The organism is Sphingopyxis sp. RIFCSPHIGHO2_12_FULL_65_19, assembly GCF_001830555.1.
Taxonomy (GTDB): domain Bacteria; phylum Pseudomonadota; class Alphaproteobacteria; order Sphingomonadales; family Sphingomonadaceae; genus Sphingopyxis.
The window spans coordinates 22381-40771 of the sequence record NZ_MIAM01000073.1; the positions used below are offsets into that span (position 1 = coordinate 22381).

19 protein-coding genes are annotated in these 18391 nt (G+C 64.9%); 12 read left to right on the plus strand and 7 right to left on the minus strand.

Annotated elements, in window-relative coordinates:
• Positions 1-41 precede the first annotated feature (41 nt).
• The gene (locus tag A3E77_RS19310; RefSeq protein WP_293649290.1) at positions 42-521 is read right to left on the minus strand and encodes a hypothetical protein; all 480 of its coding nucleotides are present in this window, start codon (positions 519-521) and stop codon (positions 42-44) included.
• 41 nt (positions 522-562) lie between these two features.
• Entirely contained in the window at positions 563-1780 is a 1218-nt protein-coding gene (locus A3E77_RS19315; RefSeq protein WP_293649293.1) for an argininosuccinate synthase, read from the minus strand.
• A 116-nt stretch (positions 1781-1896) separates the two neighbouring features.
• On the opposite strand from A3E77_RS19315, the gene A3E77_RS19320 reads away from it, so the two are divergent.
• Complete coding sequence (locus A3E77_RS19320; RefSeq protein ID WP_293649296.1) at positions 1897-2334, plus strand: DUF1801 domain-containing protein; 438 nt, start codon at positions 1897-1899, stop codon at positions 2332-2334.
• Positions 2335-2353: 19 nt separating this feature from the next.
• Here A3E77_RS19320 and A3E77_RS19325 read toward each other — a convergent pair whose 3' ends face one another.
• From A3E77_RS19325 to A3E77_RS19335, 3 genes are read right to left on the minus strand one after another with little or no spacing between them, the layout of a single operon-like run.
• Complete coding sequence (locus tag A3E77_RS19325; protein WP_293649298.1) at positions 2354-3133, minus strand: molybdopterin-dependent oxidoreductase; 780 nt, start codon at positions 3131-3133, stop codon at positions 2354-2356.
• Complete coding sequence (locus tag A3E77_RS19330) at positions 3130-3981, minus strand: cytochrome b/b6 domain-containing protein (protein WP_293649301.1); 852 nt, start codon at positions 3979-3981, stop codon at positions 3130-3132. Before A3E77_RS19330 ends, A3E77_RS19325 begins: the two co-directional genes overlap by 4 nt.
• 30 nt (positions 3982-4011) lie before the next feature.
• Entirely contained in the window at positions 4012-5715 is a 1704-nt protein-coding gene (locus A3E77_RS19335) for a class I adenylate-forming enzyme family protein (RefSeq protein WP_293649304.1), read from the minus strand.
• 77 nt (positions 5716-5792) lie between these two features.
• Here A3E77_RS19335 and lgt point away from each other — a divergent pair, with 77 nt between their 5' ends.
• From lgt to A3E77_RS19365, 6 genes are all read left to right on the plus strand, one after another.
• Complete coding sequence (gene lgt, locus A3E77_RS19340; RefSeq protein WP_458574471.1) at positions 5793-6668, plus strand: prolipoprotein diacylglyceryl transferase; 876 nt, start codon at positions 5793-5795, stop codon at positions 6666-6668.
• Positions 6669-6720: 52 nt separating this feature from the next.
• Positions 6721-7725: a class I SAM-dependent methyltransferase gene (locus A3E77_RS19345; RefSeq protein WP_293649341.1), complete on the plus strand. Its 1005-nt coding sequence runs from the start codon at positions 6721-6723 to the stop codon at positions 7723-7725.
• Complete coding sequence (locus tag A3E77_RS19350; protein ID WP_293649307.1) at positions 7722-8240, plus strand: GNAT family N-acetyltransferase; 519 nt, start codon at positions 7722-7724, stop codon at positions 8238-8240. The genes A3E77_RS19345 and A3E77_RS19350 overlap by 4 nt, the downstream gene beginning before the upstream one ends.
• Positions 8237-9001: a peptidoglycan editing factor PgeF gene (pgeF, locus tag A3E77_RS19355; protein ID WP_293649310.1), complete on the plus strand. Its 765-nt coding sequence runs from the start codon at positions 8237-8239 to the stop codon at positions 8999-9001. Before A3E77_RS19350 ends, pgeF begins: the two co-directional genes overlap by 4 nt.
• A gap of 71 nt (positions 9002-9072) precedes the next feature.
• Positions 9073-10479, plus strand: a complete 1407-nt coding sequence (locus A3E77_RS19360; protein WP_293649313.1) for an SLC13 family permease — start codon at positions 9073-9075, stop codon at positions 10477-10479.
• Between the two features lie 70 nt (positions 10480-10549).
• Positions 10550-11842 carry a cystathionine gamma-synthase family protein gene (locus tag A3E77_RS19365; protein WP_293649316.1) on the plus strand — a complete coding sequence of 431 codons (1293 nt, stop codon included), beginning with the start codon at positions 10550-10552 and terminating at the stop codon, positions 11840-11842.
• Here the strand turns inward: A3E77_RS19365 and A3E77_RS19370 are convergent.
• Entirely contained in the window at positions 11839-12564 is a 726-nt protein-coding gene (locus A3E77_RS19370; RefSeq protein WP_293649319.1) for an HAD family hydrolase, read from the minus strand. The genes A3E77_RS19365 and A3E77_RS19370 overlap by 4 nt on opposite strands.
• Before the next feature lie 102 nt (positions 12565-12666).
• On the opposite strand from A3E77_RS19370, the gene A3E77_RS19375 reads away from it, so the two are divergent.
• The 5 genes from A3E77_RS19375 to A3E77_RS19395 all read left to right on the plus strand — a co-directional run bounded on the left by A3E77_RS19375 (position 12667) and on the right by A3E77_RS19395 (position 16652).
• Positions 12667-13773 (plus strand): ABC transporter permease, encoded by a 1107-nt coding sequence (locus A3E77_RS19375; RefSeq protein WP_293649322.1) that lies wholly within the window; start codon positions 12667-12669, stop codon positions 13771-13773.
• Positions 13773-14627, plus strand: a complete 855-nt coding sequence (locus A3E77_RS19380) for an ABC transporter ATP-binding protein (RefSeq protein ID WP_293649325.1) — start codon at positions 13773-13775, stop codon at positions 14625-14627. The genes A3E77_RS19375 and A3E77_RS19380 overlap by 1 nt, the downstream gene beginning before the upstream one ends.
• A gap of 9 nt (positions 14628-14636) precedes the next feature.
• Positions 14637-15578 carry an MlaD family protein gene (locus A3E77_RS19385; protein WP_293649328.1) on the plus strand — a complete coding sequence of 314 codons (942 nt, stop codon included), beginning with the start codon at positions 14637-14639 and terminating at the stop codon, positions 15576-15578.
• 11 nt (positions 15579-15589) lie between these two features.
• Positions 15590-16192 carry an ABC-type transport auxiliary lipoprotein family protein gene (locus A3E77_RS19390; protein WP_293649330.1) on the plus strand — a complete coding sequence of 201 codons (603 nt, stop codon included), beginning with the start codon at positions 15590-15592 and terminating at the stop codon, positions 16190-16192.
• A 139-nt stretch (positions 16193-16331) separates the two neighbouring features.
• Positions 16332-16652, plus strand: a complete 321-nt coding sequence (locus A3E77_RS19395; protein ID WP_293649332.1) for a DMT family transporter — start codon at positions 16332-16334, stop codon at positions 16650-16652.
• Positions 16653-16992: 340 nt separating this feature from the next.
• Here A3E77_RS19395 and A3E77_RS19400 read toward each other — a convergent pair.
• Positions 16993-18391: DUF3458 domain-containing protein (locus A3E77_RS19400; protein ID WP_293649335.1), on the minus strand; the 1399-nt coding region annotated here is incomplete at its 5' end.

The following is an 18391-nucleotide window of genomic DNA, read 5'->3' on the forward strand; positions in this document are numbered from 1 at the left end:
GCTTTTCCGCCCCGCGCTCCGCCATGGACCGGGGCGCGAAATTAGATACCGAGCGAGTCGGCGCAATCAAACGCGGCCGCCAGTTTTTCGCGAAAGCCGCTACCCGATCCGATATCGACGAACACCGCGTCCTTCGCGTCGCCCGCATCGATCCGTTCGTGGAGCATGATCGTCGGCGTATCGTCGCTGAACAGGTCCCCGACGAAACGGTGGTGCGCAACGAAACGCAGGCGCTGCGGCGACGATTCGGTGACCAGGGCTCGCCATGCAGGGCCAAAGCTCGACTTTGCCCAAAGCTGCGATCCGGCGCGCAACGTGCGGGTCGGCTTGCCGGTGACGACCGCTACGTTGATCATCGTCCGCGCGGCCGGGTTGAACGCCTGCGTAATTTCGATCGTGCCGCCGTCGAAACGCGCGGTGCATCCGGCGGTGGCGGCCGGCTTCGCATAGGCAAGGTCGGCATAGGGGGCATCGTTGAACGCAGGCGTCAGGCCGGCGGCAGCCAGCAGAAGGGAGAACATGGACCAAGCTCCTGTCGCAGCCGGGTCTGTTCCCGGCCGTTTTATTGACCCTGTTTCGCGAGCAATTTCAAGCGCAAGGCATTGAGCTTGATGAAACCCGCCGCGTCCTTCTGATCATAGGCGCCGGCGTCGTCCTCGAACGTGACATGGCGTTCGCTGTAAAGGCTGAGCGGCGATTTGCGGCCGACGACGCTGGCGTTGCCCTTATAGAGCTTGAGCCGGACGGTGCCGGTGACATTGGCCTGGCTATGATCGATCGCCGCCTGCAACATCTCACGCTCGGGCGCGAACCAGAAGCCGTTGTAGATGAGCTCGGCATATTTCGGCATCAGCTCGTCTTTGAGGTGCGCCGCGCCACGGTCGAGGGTGATGCTTTCGATGCCGCGATGCGCCCGCGCATAAATCTCGCCGCCGGGCGTCTCATACATGCCGCGCGATTTCATGCCGACAAAGCGATTCTCGACAAGGTCGAGGCGGCCGATGCCATGCTTGCGGCCAAGGTCGTTGAGCGCCGCGAGCAACGTCGCGGGCGACATCGCCTGCCCGTTCAGCGCGACACCGTCGCCACGCTCGAAATCGACCGTGATATATTCGGGCGTGTCGGGCGCGTCCTCGGGGTTCACCGTGCGCGAATAGACATAGTCGGGGGTCTCTTCCCACGGATCTTCGAGCACCTTGCCCTCCGACGAGGTGTGGAGGAGGTTGGCGTCGGTCGAAAACGGGCTCTCGCCGCGCTTGTCCTTGGGCACCGGAATCTGGTTCTTTTCGGCGAAATCGATCAACGCGGTCCGGCTGGTCAGGTCCCACTCGCGCCACGGTGCGATCACCTTGATGTCGGGGTTGAGCGCATAGGCCGACAGCTCGAAGCGCACCTGATCATTGCCCTTCCCCGTCGCGCCATGCGCGACCGCGTCGGCCCCGACTTCCTTCGCAATTTCGACCAGCCGCTTCGAGATCAGCGGGCGCGCGATCGAGGTGCCGAGCAGATAGTCACCCTCGTAACGCGCATTGGCGCGCATCATCGGAAACACGAAATCGCGGACAAACTCCTCGCGGACGTCGTCGATATAGATATGCTCGGGCTTGATCCCCATCAGCTCGGCCTTGGCGCGCGCGGGTTCGAGTTCCTCGCCCTGGCCCAGGTCGGCGGTGAAGGTCACGACCTCGCAGCCATAGGTGACCTGTAGCCACTTCAGGATGACGCTGGTATCGAGGCCGCCCGAATAGGCGAGGACGACGCGCTTGAAGGACTCGGACATGATGGCACCTTTGGCGAGGGAAAGACGCGGGCGCGGCTAGCAGTCCGCTGGCTGGCGCGCAACCGGATTGGCGTGCCCCCCGCCCGCACCCTCGGCCGGAGACAGGGAGAAGCGGCATGGGCAAGGCGGAAATCAAGACCAAGGTCACCGATACGGCGGTTGGCGATTTTATCGCGTCGGTCCCCGACGCGCGGCGGCGCGAAGAGGCCGGGCTGATCGACGCCCTGCATCGGCGCGTGACCGGCATGACCCCGAAAATGTGGGGACCGTCGATCATTGGCTATGGCAGCTATGATTATCGTTACGCGAGCGGCCATTCGGGGACGATGTGCCGCGCCGGGTTCAGCCCCCGCAAGGCGGCAATGACGCTATATCTGATGGGCCATTATTGCGATCGCCAGCCCGAAGCCGACGCGCTGTTCGCCCGGCTCGGCAAGTACAAGACGGGAAAGTCATGCCTGTATATCAACAAGCTCTCCGATGTGGATCTCGACGCGCTCGAACAGCTCGTCGCGTTGAGCTGGGATAGCATGAACAAATGCTATCCGGCCTGACGTCGTATGGCCTTCCCGGTCAGATGCCGGCGTACCATTCATAATCGATCCGGTCTTCCCAATAGCCGCCATTGCCCGCGCCGATCGCGTCGAGGCTGGCGACCGCTTCGATCGCATTGACATATTTGGCATGTTTATAGCCAAGCTGGCGCTCGATCCGGAGGCGCAGCGGCGCGCCGTTCGCAATCGGCAGCACCGCATCGTTGAGCGCCCAGGCGAGGATCGTCTGCGGGTGCCGCGCATCGACCATATCGCAGCTCTCATAATAGAGCGCGTCGCCCAGCCGGTCGGCGCAACGAAACACGATATAGCGCGCGCGATCCTGCACCCCTGCCGCGGCAAGGATGCGGCTCAGTTGAACCCCGGTCCACTGACCGATCGCGCTCCATCCCTCGACGCAATCGTGGCGCGTGATCTGGGTGCGCTGCGGCATGGCGCGAATATCGGCCATCGATAGCGACAGCGGCCGCGCCACCAGGCCCGTCACCCGGACGCGCCAGTCGGCAAAGCCGGCCGCGGCGTGGGCAGCATAATCAGCCCCGGCGGGCAGCCGCGTGCCGTTGGGCCGAAAATAGGGCGACAGGTCGGCGCGATCGAACTCGCGCGCGAGCGCATGGCGGTCGATCAGCGCACGCTGGCTGGCGCGGTTCATCTCTTCGCCCATCGACAATATCTTGCGCACCGCGGGCGCGTCGTTGATCGCGTCGCAGCCCGACAGCAACGGCATCGCGCCCGCCGCGGCGACAAGGCCGCCAGCACGCGCGATCCATTGACGCCGCGGCAGCATGATCTCGCTCATGCGCGCTCCTCCCGCTCGGGGGGCAGGCGGAACCAGCCGGTGATCATTGAACGAAGCTCGTTGACCGGCCCCGCGAGCAATACCATCGCCATATGGACGAGGAAGAAGGCGACAAGCGCGAAGGCGGTGATGAAATGGATCGAGCGTGCCGATTGCCGGCCACCGAAAATATCGAGCAGCCAGGGCCACGCCGCATTCATCCCCGGCGACATCGTCAGGCCCGTTGCGATCATCAGCGGAAGCGCGACGAAAATCACCCCGATATAGCTGAGCTTTTGCAATATGCCGTAACGCGCCGCCGCCTCTCCGCGCGGAAAGCGCAGCCGCGCATGGTCCTTCACATCGCGCCAGATGTGGCGCGGCGACCATTCGGAACGGCGGACGTGCAGGTCCTTGCGCAGATGACCGCCGATCAGCGTCCACAGCATGTAAAGCGCCAGACCGATCGACAGCACCCATGCGAACAGCAGGTGCCAGCGCCGCCCGTCGGCGAGGCTATAACTGGTCGGGATGGTCGCCCAGCCCGGAAAGGCCCATGTCTTTTCCGCGCCGTCGGCATCCGTCCAGCGGCCAAGCACGCCGGTCGTGTCGACTTTCCAGTCGCCGACGCGCAGATAACCCGCATCGGCGGTCGACCCGATGACGAGCCAGGCGCGGTCGAAATTCGCGCCATATTCACCCCAGTAAAGCCGCGGGTGCGCGTTGAATATCATCAGCCCGCTCATCAGCAGGATAAGCAGGGTCGCGGCATTGACCCAATGCCAGACGCGGGTCGGCAGCCGGTGGCGATAGACGCGAACCGGCGGGGCGCTTGGGGAAGGAGCGACGGGAGTTTCAGCCTCGGCCATGGTCCCGGTTCGCTCCTTCACCGCGTTCGGTTACGCGACGACCTTCGCCGCATATTCCTCGCGATACTGGGTCCGCAAGCCGACCTTGTCGATCTTTTCGCTGCCCAGCTTGGGCAGAGCGTCGCTCGACATCCAGATCTGGCACGGCACCTTGTAAGGCGCCAGCCGCGATCCGAGGAAGGCGGTCAGATCGTCGGCGGTCACGCTGCTGCCCGGCTTCATCCACACCACGGCGCCGACGCACTCGCCCAGCCGCTCGTCGGGAAGGCCGAACACGGCGCATTCGTTCGTGTCCGGATGTTCATAGATCGCCGCTTCGACTTCCTGGCAGCTGATATTCTCGCCGCCGCGAATGATGATGTCCTTCTTGCGATCGACGATAAAAAGATACCCGTCTTCGTCGAGGTAGCCGAGGTCGCCCGAACGAAAATAGCCATTGTCGAAAAAGGCCGCCTTGGTCGCCGCCTCATTGTTCCAATAGCCCTCGAAATTGCACACCGACCGGATGCACACCTCGCCGACGCCGCCCTGTGCCACCGGATTGCCGTCATCGTCGAGGATCGCGAGATCGACGAGCGGCTTCGACGCGGGGCCGGTCGACATCGGCTTGGCGAGATAATTTTCATTGATGATGCCGCAACCAACCGCATTGGTTTCGGTCAGGCCATAGCCGAGCAGAGGCTTGCCTTCCCCCATCTCGGTCGCGAGGCGCTTCACATGTTCCGGCGGACGCGGCGCGCCTCCCCCGGCATAGCTTTTGCAGGTCGACAGGTCGTAATTCTTGCGGTTCGGGTGGATCAGGATTTCATAGCTCATCAGCGGTACGCCGACAAAATAATTGCATTGTTCGTCCTGGATCAGCCGCATCGCTTCTTCCGCATTCCATTTGGGCATCAGCACCAGTTTGCGCCCCAGCGCAAAGCTTTGCAGGAACACCGGGATTTCGGCGGTGACGTGGAACAGCGGGGTACAGATCAGCGTTGCCGGCTGGATGTCCGACATCTGCCCATCCTCGGTCAAGAGATGCACGATGCTGGCGGTCTGCGTGACATAGTTGAAGATCGCCTGGCACACCGCTTCGTGCCGCGAATAGGCGCCCTTCGACTGACCCGTGGAGCCGGAGGTGAAAAGGATCGTCGCCAGATCCTGCCCGGTCAGTGTCGGCAAAACCGTGTCGGCGCCGCCTTTATCCGCAATCGGGGCGATCGCCTCTCCGATCGGGCGGGTGATGTCGAGCGTGACGACCTTTGCATCATGCGCAATGCCGTCGAGCCGCGCGGCGCGCTGGACGTCGGCGATCACCAGCTTCGCTTCGCTGTCCGCGATGCCAGCCGCAAGCTCGCCACCCTGCCACCAGCCGTTGAGCAAGGTCGCGCATCCGCCCGCCATCAATATGCCGATATAGGTCACGCACCATGCGTTGGCGTTTCGCATCGCAAGCCCGACACGGTCGCCGCGCTGGACGCCATAGCCGTCGACCAGCCCCGCCGCGACCTGCCGCGCCGCGACATAGACCTGTTTGAACGAAAGCCGCTCCTCACCCTCGACGAGGAAGGTCGCGTCGCCATGCTGCGCAGCAAAGAATGCAACATAATCAGCCAGATTCGTTGGCGCGTTGGCAATGAAGGGAAGCTGCTGACCGAAGCGTTCGACGGACCCGATCTGGATCGGCCCGCCCGGTCCGGTGATCAGATTATAGGCGGCTTCCAGGCGCAAATCGAGCGCTGATGGCATCTTTCATCTCTCCTCTTGGTCTCGCTCGCCTTACCCCTTATGGGGAGGCCTCTCCTGGGGAAGGACAGCGCGACTATATGTTTCTTTTTGCAACCTTAGCCGAAGCAACGCAATATGTGAACTTCAACGAGCTGATGGGCCAGAACAGCGAAGTCGCGTTCAGCGTCTTCGGTCTGCCGATCCGCTGGTATGCACTCGCCTATCTCGCCGGCATTTTTGTCGGTTACTGGTATTTGCTGAAGCTGATCGCGCAGCCCGGTGCCCCGATGGCGCGGCGCCACGCCGACGACATGATCTTCTACGCGATGCTGGGGATCATCCTCGGCGGCCGCCTCGGCTATGTCCTGTTCTATAATCTTGGCAATTATATCCAGAAGCCGCTCGAAATCTTCAAATTGTGGGACGGCGGCATGTCGTTGCACGGCGGGGTGGTCGGGGTGCTGATCGCAATCTGGTATGTGACGAAAAAGGACAGGCTCAGCTTCCTGCGCTTTTGCGACTATGTCGCCTGCGTCGTGCCGTTCGGCCTCTTCTTCGGCCGCCTTGCCAATTTCGTGAACGGCGAACTGTGGGGGCGCGCGACGACGGTTCCCTGGGCGATCATCTTTCCGGATAGCGGCACGATGGACCCGCGCCACCCCAGCCAGCTTTACGAAGCAGGCCTGGAAGGGATTGTGATGATGGCGATCCTGGCCTTCTTCTTCTGGCGCACCGACGCGCGCTACAAGCCGGGCTTCCTGTTCGGCATGGCCGCGATCATCTACGGCCTCAGCCGCTTTGCGGTCGAGTTCGTGCGCGAACCCGATGTCCAGCTCGGCACCCTGTCGTGGGGCCTCACCATGGGCCAGACGTTGACCGTGCCGATGCTGCTGATCGGTGTCTGGCTCGTCGTCACCGCCAAGGGCCGCCGCCAGCGGGTGGAGCCGGTCGCCGGAATCGACAGCGTTGCGTGACGGGCCGCCGCGCCCTGAGCAGCTGATCGGCGCCATCGCCGCCGCGCGGGCGATGACCGTCGCCGACTATATGGCCGCGGCGAACGCCCATTATTATGCCACCCGCGACCCGCTCGGCGCGGCGGGCGATTTCACCACCGCGCCCGAAATCAGCCAGATGTTCGGCGAAATGGTCGGCATCTGGATCGCCGATATGTGGCAGCGCGCGGGCAATCCCGCCTTTCGCTATGTCGAGCTCGGCCCCGGCCGCGGCACGCTGGCGGTCGATGCGCTGCGGGTGATGACGCGCTTTGGCTGCGCACCCGTGGGCGTCGACTTCGTCGAGACGAGCCCGGCACTGCGCGCGGCACAGCATGCGCGCGTGCCCGCGGCCGAGCACCACGACGAGATCGACGCGCTGCCGGGCGACGCGCCGCTGATCATCGTCGCGAACGAATTTTTCGACGCGCTGCCGATCCACCAATATGTCCGTGTCGCCGGCGGGTGGCGCGAACGCATGGTCGAGCGCCGCGACGGTGCCTTCGCGCCGATCGCGGGCGATGCGCCCGCCGACGACGCGATCCCCGCTGCGCTGCGCAGCAAGCCCGAAGGCACGATCGTCGAAACCACCCCCGTCTCCGCGGTCATCATGCAACGCTGCGCCTTTCGCCTCGCCCGGCAGGGCGGCGCGATGCTCGCGATCGACTATGGCTATGCGGGGCCCGCCGCGGGCGACACGTTGCAGGCGGTCAGGGCGCACCGCTTCGCCCCGCCCTTTGCCGATCCGGGCGAGGTCGACCTGACCGCGCATGTCGACTTCACTACGCTGGCCGACGCGGCCCATAACGCCGGGGTGACCGTCAGCGCGCTCGCGGCGCAGGGCGACTGGCTGCGGCGGCTGGGAATCGATGCGCGACTGGCGTCGCTCCAGGCAGCGGCGCCCGCGCGTGCCGCCGAACTCAAAGGCCAGCGCGACCGTCTGGTCACGCCGCAAGCCATGGGCGACTTGTTCAAGGTGATGGCCTTCACCGCGCCAGGCTGGCCGACCCCCACCGGATTTTCAGGAGACGCCGCATGACCGACATCCAATTGGCAACGCCGGAGGATGCCGGCGCGATCGCTGCCTTTGCCGAACGCTCGTTCAGACATACTTTCGGCCACATCTATGCCCCCGCCGATCTTGCGCTTTTTCTGGCAAGCTGGAATCCGCCCGATCGCGTTCGTGCGCAGATCGCGAGTGAAGAGCATGACATCGCGCTGGCCCGCGACGCGGCAGGCGCGATCCTTGGCTATATCAAGATGGGCCCGCTCGATTTCGACCTGCCCGACGATCAACCCACAGACGGCGCCGTCGAACTTCACCAGCTTTATGTTGCCGAAGCCGCCAAGGGCACCGGCGTCGCAGCCGCCTTGATGGACTGGGGTATCGCCTGGGCGCGGACGCGCGCCTCGATCCTCTACCTCAGCGTCTTTACCGAAAATGACCGCGCGCAGGCTTTCTACCGCCGCTATGGTTTCTACGACGTCGGGCGAAACGCTTTCCGGGTCGGCAATCATATCGACGAGGACCGCTTTTTCAGGCTCGACTTGTGACCGCGCCGTTCGTCACCGCTCTGCCGCTGCACGGCGTCCCCCACGGCTTCTTCGGCCGCCGCGGCGGCGTGTCTGCGGGCGAACTCGCGTCGCTGAACTGTGGCCTTGGCTCGAACGACGACCGTGCGCTGATCGACGAGAACCGTCGGCGCGTGGCCGACGCGGTGCTGCCGGGCGCGACGCTGACCGGCGCCTATCAGGTCCACGGCAATCGCTGCGTGATCGTCGATGGCGATACCGATCTTGCCGCGCGGCCAGAGGCGGATGCGCTGGCGACGCGCACGCCGGACATATTGCTCGGCATCCTGACCGCCGACTGCGTGCCGGTGCTGTTCGCCGACCGCACGGCCGGTGTTGTCGGCGCCGCTCATGCGGGGTGGAAAGGTGCGATCGCCGGGGTCACCGACGCAACGCTGGACGCGATGGAAAGCCTCGGCGCGAGCCGCGAGAACATCGCCGCTGCGATCGGTCCGTGCATCGGCCGCGCATCTTACGAGGTCGACGACGGCTTCGTCGCGACCTTCCTCGCCGACGATCCCGCAAACGAGCGCTTCTTCGCCGCGGGCAAGCCCGGCCACGCGATGTTCGATATCGCGGCTTATGTCGCGGCGCGGCTCGCCACGGCGGGCCTGACGCGAATTGCCATCGGCGGACAGGACACCTATGCCGAAACCGAAGATTATTTCAGCTATCGCCGCGCGTGCCACAAAGGGGAAAATTCCTATGGCCGCCAATTGTCGGTGATCGGGTTGGCAAAATAGCCCACATCCAATAGCCGTCATCCCGGTCTTCGCCGAGATGACGAGATAAGAGAGATGGGACAGGGGGAGCAATGACAAGGACGCGCTGGTTGGGTTTGATCGGCGGCCTCGTCGTTTTTTGCACCATGCTGCTCCTCCCTGCCCCGGCGGGCATGGAACTTACCGCCTGGCATGTCGCGGCGCTCACCCTGTTGATGGCGATCTGGTGGATGACCGAGGCGCTGCCCCTTACCGTCACCGCGCTGCTCCCTTTCCTCACCGTCCCCGCCTTCGGGGTGATGGACGCCAATGCCATCGCCAAGGAATATTATTCGCCTATCCTTTTCCTGATCCTCGGCGGCGCCTTCCTTGCCCTTGCGATCGAGCGCGTCGGCCTGCACCGGCGCCTTGCCCTCGCGTTGCTGAAACGCGCCTCGCCGACCGCACCGGGCCTGCTCTTTGCCTTCATGGCGGCGACGGCGCTGCTCAGCATGTTCATCTCGAACACCTCGACGACGCTCATCATGATCCCGATCGCGCTCGCCGTTGTGCGCGCGGGCGGCGTGCAGGAGGGTGAAACGACCGGCTTTGCAGGCGCGGTGATGATGGGCATCGCCTTTGCCGCGTCGATCGGCGGGCTCGGCACGCTCGTCGGCAGCCCCACCAATGCGATTGCCGCGGGGCTGATCGAAAAGGCGCTGGGCTTGCGCATTTCCTTCCTCGACTGGATGATCTACGGCGTCCCCGTTGTGCTGCTTGCCACCCCCGCCGCGATGTTTGTCGTCGCGCGCGTCCAGTGCTTGTCGACCCACCCCTTCGATGGCGAAGGCGCCGCTGCGGCGCTTGGCAATCAGGCGATATGGTCGACCGCCGAACGCCGTGTCGTTCCCGTTTTCCTGCTCGTCCTGATCGCCTGGATCGCGCAGCCGTGGCTTGAACCCTTCCTGCCCGACGGCGCATTGACCGATGGCACCATTGCGGTCGCCGGCAGCCTCCTCCTGTTCGTCCTGCCCGACGGCACCGGCCGGCCGCTGCTGGTCTGGAAAGAAGCCGACCGCGCGCCATGGGGCGTGATCATGATGTTCGGCGGCGGCCTTGCGCTCGCCGCCGCGATTACCGCGAGCGGGCTTGCCGCGTGGCTGGGCGCGGTGCTCGCGCCGCTCGGCGACATACCGACGATCCTGCTCGCCGCAATCATCGTCGCCCTCACCATCCTCATCACCGAATTTGCGAGCAATGTCGCGACCGCCAGCGGTATCATGCCCGTGCTCGCGGCGCTGATCGCGGCGACGGGCGCGGACCCGATCCTGCTCGCGCTGCCCGTCGCGATGGCGGCAAGCTGGGGCTTCATGCTGCCGTCGGGCACCGGGCCCAATGCGCTCGCCTGGGCGACCGGGCATATCGCGCTACCGCGCATCTTGAAGGCGGGATTTGCGCTCGACATCATCGGCGTGCCGCTGTTGATCGGTGTTGTCTGGGCGATCGCCGCGATCGCCTGATCCCGCGCAATATAGTTTCAAACGAAACTTATCGCGGTATAAGGGCCGCAACATCATCAGGAGCAGTTTCATGGCCATGCGCGGCAAACCCAAGACGAATATCCGGAAAATCGGCGATCGCGAGCTCAGCCCCGCCACGCTGATGATGGGGCTCGGCTATGACCCGGTGCTCTCCGAAGGGTCGCTGAAGCCGCCGATCTTCCTGACCTCGACCTTTGCGTTTGAAAGCGCCGCCGCGGGCAAGCGCTTCTTTGAACATATCACGGGCAAGCGCGAGGGGCCTGCCGACGGCCTCGTCTATTCGCGCTTCAACGGCCCGAATCAGGAAATCCTGGAGGACCGCCTGGCCGTCTGGGACGGCGCCGACGACAGCCTGGTCTTTTCGAGCGGGATGTCGGCGATCGCGACCCTGCTTCTCGCGCTGGTGAGTCAGAACGACGTGATCGTCCACTCCGGCCCGCTCTATGCCGCGACCGAATCGCTGATCGCGCGCATCCTGTCGCGCTTCGGGGTCAGCTTCGTCGACTTCCCCGCGGGGGCGACGCGCGAGGAAATCGACGCGATCCTCGCCCGCGCCAAGACACTCGCCGAAGACAAGGGCGGCAAGGTCGCGCTCGTCTATCTGGAAAGCCCGGCGAACCCGACCAACGCGCTCGTCGATGTCGAAGCCGTGCGGGCCGCGCGCGACGCCGCATTCCCTGGCGACCAAAAGCCCGCGATTGCCATCGACAACACCTTCCTCGGCCCGCTGTGGCAAAAGCCGCTGAAACAGGGCGCCGAACTCGTCGTCTACAGCCTCACCAAATATGCGGGCGGCCATTCGGACCTCGTCGCGGGCGGCGTGTCGGGCGACCAGCATCTGCTCAACATCATCCGCCCGATGCGCAACACGATCGGCACGATCTGCGACCCCAACACCGCGTGGATGCTGCTCCGCAGCCTCGAAACGCTCGAACTCAGGATGACCCGTGCGGGCGAAAATGCGCTGAAGGTCTGCACCTTCCTGCGCGACCATCCCAAGGTCGATGGCCTCGGCTATCTCGGTTTCATCAGCGATGCGCGCCAGAAGGACATTTTCGACCGCCATTGCACCGGCGCGGGATCGACCTTTTCGCTGTTCATCAAGGGCGGCGAGGAGGAAAGCTTTCGTTTCCTCGACGCCTTGAAGATCGCCAAGCTTGCGGTCAGCCTCGGCGGCACCGAAACGCTCGCCAGCCATCCCGCGGCGATGACGCACCTGTCGGTGCCCGAAGAGCGCAAGAAGGCGCTCGGCATCACCGACAATCTGGTGCGCGTGTCGATCGGCATCGAAGACCCCGAGGATCTGATCGCCGACTTCGCGCAGGCACTGGACGCGGTTTAACGACCGCGGCGCGTCCGCCAGTCGACGACCTGCCAGCCCATTTGCGGCGCGAGCAATTTCAGCTTGCGCGATGGCGTGGTCGCGACCGCCTCGTCGGCGAAATGCAGCATCGGATGGTCGGAGACATGGTCCGAATAGGCGCGGACATGCACCGCTTCGCGCGTGATGTCGTTCGCCGCCAGCCAGTCCGAAATGCGCGCGAACTTCGCGTCGCCATAACAATTGTCGCCCGCCAGCCGCGCGTGGATATGGTCGGCGCCGTCGGGTTCGTCGAGCTGCGTCGCGAGGACATCGTCCATGCCCAGCCGCGCGGCGATCGCGTCGACATAGAGGTGGAAGGAAGCGGTCGCCAGCAGCAGCCGGTATCCCGCCTCGCGATCGGCCGCGATCTGGGCGAGCGCGGCGGGGTGTAGCCCGCGCGCGACCACCTTGTCGGCATAGCTTTCGGCAAGCGGCAGGATTTCGGTCCGGCGAAAGCGTTTTCCGACCAGCAGCCGGAGGTTGATGGCCTTCAACCGCGCCCGGTCGATCAGGCGCAGCGAATAGGCGGCGGCGGCCAGCGCGACCAGCGGCAACAACAACAATCGCCATTGTTGGCGCCGCTGCGCAACATGCATGAGGAAACCGCTGTAAGTCCCTGACCGCGTGATCGTCCGGTCCATGTCGTACATCGCGACACGATGGGCATAGTCGGGGATCGGAACGGCGGTCGGGTCTTCCATCCCCCACCCATAGTGTCGGCCTGCACGGCGGCCAAGGGCCGCGATGCCCGGCCATGGATTCGCTTGCCGTCGCGGGGCAAATAATACAATGTCCTCCGCACGATGGTGGCCCGGGCGGATTTCGAACATGGCGACGGCGCCGATGGCGCCGAAGTTCGCTTTACAGGCCGTCTGACGCTTGCGCGTCTGGGCGATGTGCCTGCGCGGCTCGATGCGCTCGGCCCGATCGCGACCCTCGACCTGTCGGCGCTCGAACGGATCGACACCGTCGGCGCATGGATCGTCACGCGCACGGTCAACGAACATGGCGCAAAGGTCATCGGCGCCAGCGAAGAGGCGCAGCGGCTGCTCGACGCGCTGGCGAGCGACAAGAGCGAGTATCGCGTCCACCGCGACCGCCGCCCCGCGTGGGTACGGATGCTCGAACAAGTGGGCCATGCCAGCGTCGCGATCTGGCACGAACTGCTCGGCATCATAGGATTTTTCGGCGCGATGATCGTCGCGCTCGGCACCCAGATCCGGGCGCGCCGCCGCCTTCGCTGGAACGCCGTTGTCACGCGTTTTCAGGCAGTCGGCGTCGATGCCCTGCCGATCATCGGGCTGATGAGCTTCCTGATCGGGATCGTCATCGCCCAGCAAGGCGCGGTGCAGCTCGAACAATTCGGGCTGGAGGTGTTCACGATCAACCTCGTCGGCCGCGCCTCGATCCGCGAACTCGGCCTGCTGATGACTGCGATCATGGTCGCCGGTCGGTCGGGGTCGGCCTTTGCGGCGCAGATCGGCACGATGAAGCTGACCGAAGAAATTGACGCGATGCGCACCATCGGCGTGTCGCCGATGGAAGCGATCGTGCTGCCGCGCGTCGCCGCCTCGACGATCACCATGCCCCTGCTCGGCTTTTACGCCAGCCTGTGCGCAATCGCGGGCGGCGGGCTTTTCTGCTGGGTCGGGCTCGATATCCCGCCGCTCACCTATATCCAGCGCCTGCGCGAAATCATCCCGATGACCGATTTCTGGATCATGCTGATCAAGGCGCCGGTGTTCGGCATCCTGATCGGCGTCACCGGCTGTTATGAAGGAATGCAGGTCCGCCAGAATGCCGAAGAGGTGGGGCAGCGGACGACATCGGCGGTTGTCGCCGCGATTTTCCTCGTCATCGTCCTCGACGCAATGTTCGCGGTCTTCTTTTCTTCGCTGGGATGGAATTGATGAGCGAAGAGAGCGACCTCGAAATCAACGAGGAACTGGCCGCCGCCGACGCGGTGCGGCCCGAAAAATTCGACCGGGCGATCTGCATCCGCGGGCTTCGCAACGAGTTTGGCGAAGCGGTGATCCACGACGGCCTCGACCTCGACGTCCGCTCGGGCGAGATCCTCGGCGTCGTCGGCGGGTCGGGCACGGGCAAGTCGGTGCTGATGCGCTCGATCATCGGGTTGCAGACGCCGACCGCGGGGGAGATCGAGGTCTATGGCAAGACGCTCGACACAATCGCCGACGAAGAGGAATCGCGCGACCTGCGGCGGCGCTGGGGCGTGATGTTCCAGGGCGGCGCGCTGTTCTCGACGCTCAGCGTGGCCGAGAATATCCAGGTGCCCTTGCGCGAATATTATCCGCGGCTCGACCAGCGATTGCTCGACGAAATCGCGGCATATAAGGTCCAGATGGTCGGCCTGCCGTCCGATGCGGGGCCCAAATATCCCGCCGAGCTGTCGGGCGGCATGGTGAAGCGCGCCGGCCTTGCACGCGCGCTCGCGCTCGATCCCGCGCTGCTTTTCCTCGACGAACCCACCGCGGGGCTCGACCCGATCGGCGCTGCGAAATTCGACGAGTTGATCCGCGAACTGGCGGATACGATGGGCCTGACCGTCTTCCTCATCACCCACGACCTCGACTCGCTTTATGCAACCTGCGACCGGGTCGCCGTATTGGCGGAAAAGAAGGTGATCGCAGTCGGCACGATCCCCGAATTGCTTGCCACCGAGCATCCGTGGATACAGGATTATTTCAACGGGCCACGCGGCCGGGCTGCGGCAAGCGGGAACCAAACCGCGAAGCGGCAATAGGAACAGCTGATGGAAACACGCTCAAACAACGTCCTCGTCGGCGCTTTCGTCCTCTTCTTTACCGCGGCGCTCGCCTTTTTCATCGTCTGGCTGGCGAATGACAGTGGCGGCGACAAGCGCGAATATGACATATTTTTCAAACAGTCGGTCGACGGGCTGAACAAGGGTGCGCAGGTGCAATTTTCCGGCGTCCCTTCGGGGCAGGTTCGCGAGATCGCGCTGTGGCCCGACGATCCGCAATTCGTCCGCGTGCGCATCGAGGTGAACGAGGGCGTCCCCGTGCTGCAAGGCACGACGGCGGCGCTGGAAGGCGTCGGCTTTACGGGTGTGTCGCAAATCTCGCTCGACGGAGCGGTCAAGGATGCACCGCCGATCGCCGACAAGGGGCCGGCGGGCAAGCCTGTCATTCCGACGCGCGTCGGCGGGCTCGGCGAACTGCTGAACACCGCGCCGCAATTGCTCCAGCGGCTCTCGACGCTGACCGAACGGCTGGCGGAACTGGCCGATGACGAAAATCAGGCCAGCCTTCGCGGCATCCTCAACAATGTCGAGGCATCGACCGCGATCCTTGCCCGCAACGGCCCGGCGATCGAACGCGCGCTCGCCGACACGCGCATCGCGATCCAGCAGACGGGCAACGCCGCCGAACAGATCGGCAACCTCGCCGCGTCGGCCCAAGGCACGATCGACCGCAACGTCGACCCCGCAATGGCGAACCTGCGCGATACGCTGAAGTCTGCCAACGCGTCGATGGCGACGCTGGAATCGGCGATTTCGGACGCGCGGCCGGGCCTCAAGACCTTCAGCGAAACGACCATCCCCGAAGCCAACGCCCTGATCCGCGACCTGCGCCGCACCTCCGCCTCGCTGTCCAGCCTGACCGACAAGCTCGACCAGCAGGGCGCCGGCGCCGTTCTGGGCGGCAGCAAGCTGCCCGATTACAAGCAATGAGGACTTACGCCATGATCCGCCGCCTCCGCGCTCCCCTGATTGTCGCTGTTGCCGCCGTCTCGCTGTCGGCGTGCATCGGGCTTGGCGGCAAGACCCCGCCTTTCCTCCTCACGCTCGACGCCGATGCCGCGCCCGCGGCGGGTGACGCCCGGACCGCTGCCGAAGCATCGACGCTGACGATCCTGATCCCCACCGCGCCCCAGAAACTGCGCACGACGCGTATCCCGGTGCAGCAGGACGGGTCGAGCGTCGCTTATGTCAAGGACGCCCAGTGGGTCGAGGCGCCGTCGCGCCTGTTCCAGCGGCTGGTGTCCGAAACCGTGTCCGCGCGCACGTCGCGTGTTGTCCTTGACGAAGGACAATATCTGACCGCGCCGGGCGAGCAGCTCGCGGGCCAGTTGATGGAATTCGGCGTCGACGCGCGCACGAACGAAGCGGTCGTCGTCTACCAGGCGATGCTGGTGGCAGCCGGTGGCAAGAGCGTGACGCAGCGCCGGTTCGAGGCGCGCGAAGCGATCGGTGCCGAGGTCGAAGCCAAACCCGTCGGGGAGGCGCTGACCCGCGCCGCGAACAAGGTCGCGGGGGAGGTTACGGGGTGGCTGGGCGGCCAATAAGCCCGCCGCACCGGGTTGCCATTCCCCGTCGTCCGCTTTAGGACGCCCCGCTCTACATCATCGGTCGACGCGCAGCCTCTTTCGGGTTTCCGGCTTGCGCCCTTTCCTTTCGAGCCCGCCGACTTGAAAGGACCGTCTTATGGCGTGGGTTATCCTCGCGATCGCCGTTGTGACCGAAATCATCTGGGCGCTGAGCCTCAAATGGGCCGCGACGATCGGGACCTGGCAAGCATCGCTTGTTCCCGTGTCGCTGAGTTTCCTCAACATGGCGCTGCTGGCCTTTGCGATGCGCGGCATTTCGGCCGGCACCGCCTATGCAATCTGGACCGGGCTGGGCGCGATCGGCGTGATCATCGGCGGCGTCTTCTGGTTTGGCGAGAAAGTGAACGCCGTCCAGATCGGCTTTATGGCGCTGATCGTCATCGGCGTCGCCGGGACCAAGCTGTTTTCAGCGAGCTAGGCAGCGATGGCTGCCGGCGACCGGAAGAAAAGATACTGGCCTACCCCGACCTGTTCGCATCGAGCGAAGTCGAGATGCCCGTCGGCATTGCGCTCTTTCGATGGGTGTCCCGACTTCGCTCGATGCGAACGGAAGGAGAAAAAGGCTTAAAACGACCGATAGCGGACATAAAGTTCCTCCCCATCGACTTGCGATGGGGAGGTGGCAGCGCGCAGCGCTGACGGAGGGGCAATGGCGCAACGTTGCGGCCCCTCCACCACCGCCTGCGGCGGCGGTCCCCCTCCCCATCACAAGTCGATGGGGAGGATTTAGACGCCCGCTCCCCACCCCAAAACCGCCCCTATCCCAGCAGGCTTTTCGACGCCTGCTCGGTCACGTCGCGCGACAGGCCGGGCTGCGCCAGGATGCGCGTCAGTTCGGCCTTCATCATCGCGGCGCGTGCCTCGTCGAAACGTTTCCATCGGCCCAGCGGGGGAATCATCTTCGCTGCGGTCTGCGGGTTCTTGGGGTCCAGCGCGATCACCAGGTCGGCGATCAGCCGATAACCCGCGCCATCGGCGCGGTGGAAAGCCGCCTGATTGCCCGTCAGCGCCCCATAGAGCGAGCGCACGCGGTTCGGGTTCGCCAGCGTGAAATCGGGATGTCGCGCCAGCTCCTTTACCGCATCGGGGGTATCGGAACGCAGCGACCAGGCCTGCACCTGGAACCATTTGTCGAGCACGAGCGGATTGTCGCGATAGCGTTGGTAAAAAATGTCGAGCGCATGGGCGCGCTCGTCGCTGTCGCCATGCGCTAGCGTCGCGAGCGCGGCCTGCCGTTCGGTCATCCCGTCGGCGTCGGAAAAGATGCGGAACGCGAGCGCCGAAACATCGTCCGCCCCGGTCGCCGCGAGATAGGCGAGCGCGACGCCGCGCAGTCGGCGGCCTCCCTTGGCGCCGCGCGACAAATCGGTCGCGGGCGGAGCGTGACCGGCAAGGATCGCGCGCCACTCGGCTTCGAGCGCGGCGCCGATCGCCGCTTGCAGCGCCAGCCGTTCGCGGCGGATCGCATCGGGATCGACGGTGACCATCTGGTCGCCGATGAAGGCCTCGCTGGGCAACAACACCGCTTCGGCAACAAAGGCGGGATCGCGGTCGCGGCCAGCCAATGTCTGCGCGACCGCTTCGATCACCGCGCCATTGTCGACCTTCTTGCCCGCGACCGCCGCGACCAGCGTGTCGAGCATCAGCTGTTGCAGCGCTTCGTAACGCGCAAACGGGTCGTCGTCGTGCGCCGCGAGCCAGGCAAGCTCGCCCTCGTCGCGCGCGCAATCGACGATCACGGGGGCGGAAAAACCGCGGTTGATCGAAAGCATCGGACGGCTGCGATGATGACCCAGCGGAACCGCCATTTCGGCGCTGTCCAGCAACACCAGCTGCTCGGCGCTTTCGCCGCCGCCGTCCCGGTCATAGGCCTTGATGCGTAGCGGGATCAGCATCGGTTGCTTGACCGGCTGCCCCGGCGTCGGCGGCACCGCCTGCGTCAGATAAAGCATGGTTTCGCCCGTCACCGCGTCGGTGGCAACCCGCGCGGTGATGCGCGGCGTCCCCGCCTGACCATACCACAACCGGAATTGCGTCAGGTCGATACCCGCGCCGTCCTCGATCGCGCGCACGAAATCCTCGCACGTCGCCGCTTCGCCATCATGGCGATCGAAATACAGGTCGGTGCCTTTGCGAAAACGGTCGGGACCGACCATC

Excerpts from the sequence above, each read along its gene's own strand:
- A3E77_RS19335 (WP_293649304.1), bottom strand. The coding sequence starts at position 5,715 with ATGCCATCAGCGCTCGATTTGCGCCTGGAAGCCGCCTATAATCTGATC.
- A3E77_RS19310 (WP_293649290.1), bottom strand. The coding sequence starts at position 521 with ATGTTCTCCCTTCTGCTGGCTGCCGCCGGCCTGACGCCTGCGTTCAAC.
- A3E77_RS19315 (WP_293649293.1), bottom strand. The coding sequence starts at position 1,780 with ATGTCCGAGTCCTTCAAGCGCGTCGTCCTCGCCTATTCGGGCGGCCTC.
- A3E77_RS19320 (WP_293649296.1), top strand. The coding sequence starts at position 1,897 with ATGGGCAAGGCGGAAATCAAGACCAAGGTCACCGATACGGCGGTTGGC.
- A3E77_RS19395 (WP_293649332.1), top strand. The coding sequence starts at position 16,332 with ATGGCGTGGGTTATCCTCGCGATCGCCGTTGTGACCGAAATCATCTGG.
- A3E77_RS19385 (WP_293649328.1), top strand. The coding sequence starts at position 14,637 with ATGGAAACACGCTCAAACAACGTCCTCGTCGGCGCTTTCGTCCTCTTC.
- A3E77_RS19345 (WP_293649341.1), top strand. The coding sequence starts at position 6,721 with ATGACCGTCGCCGACTATATGGCCGCGGCGAACGCCCATTATTATGCC.
- A3E77_RS19370 (WP_293649319.1), bottom strand. The coding sequence starts at position 12,564 with ATGGAAGACCCGACCGCCGTTCCGATCCCCGACTATGCCCATCGTGTC.
- A3E77_RS19375 (WP_293649322.1), top strand. The coding sequence starts at position 12,667 with ATGGTGGCCCGGGCGGATTTCGAACATGGCGACGGCGCCGATGGCGCC.
- A3E77_RS19325 (WP_293649298.1), bottom strand. The coding sequence starts at position 3,133 with ATGAGCGAGATCATGCTGCCGCGGCGTCAATGGATCGCGCGTGCTGGC.
- A3E77_RS19350 (WP_293649307.1), top strand. The coding sequence starts at position 7,722 with ATGACCGACATCCAATTGGCAACGCCGGAGGATGCCGGCGCGATCGCT.
- A3E77_RS19330 (WP_293649301.1), bottom strand. The coding sequence starts at position 3,981 with ATGGCCGAGGCTGAAACTCCCGTCGCTCCTTCCCCAAGCGCCCCGCCG.
- lgt (WP_458574471.1), top strand. The coding sequence starts at position 5,793 with ATGTTTCTTTTTGCAACCTTAGCCGAAGCAACGCAATATGTGAACTTC.
- A3E77_RS19390 (WP_293649330.1), top strand. The coding sequence starts at position 15,590 with ATGATCCGCCGCCTCCGCGCTCCCCTGATTGTCGCTGTTGCCGCCGTC.
- A3E77_RS19380 (WP_293649325.1), top strand. The coding sequence starts at position 13,773 with ATGAGCGAAGAGAGCGACCTCGAAATCAACGAGGAACTGGCCGCCGCC.
- A3E77_RS19365 (WP_293649316.1), top strand. The coding sequence starts at position 10,550 with ATGGCCATGCGCGGCAAACCCAAGACGAATATCCGGAAAATCGGCGAT.
- A3E77_RS19360 (WP_293649313.1), top strand. The coding sequence starts at position 9,073 with ATGACAAGGACGCGCTGGTTGGGTTTGATCGGCGGCCTCGTCGTTTTT.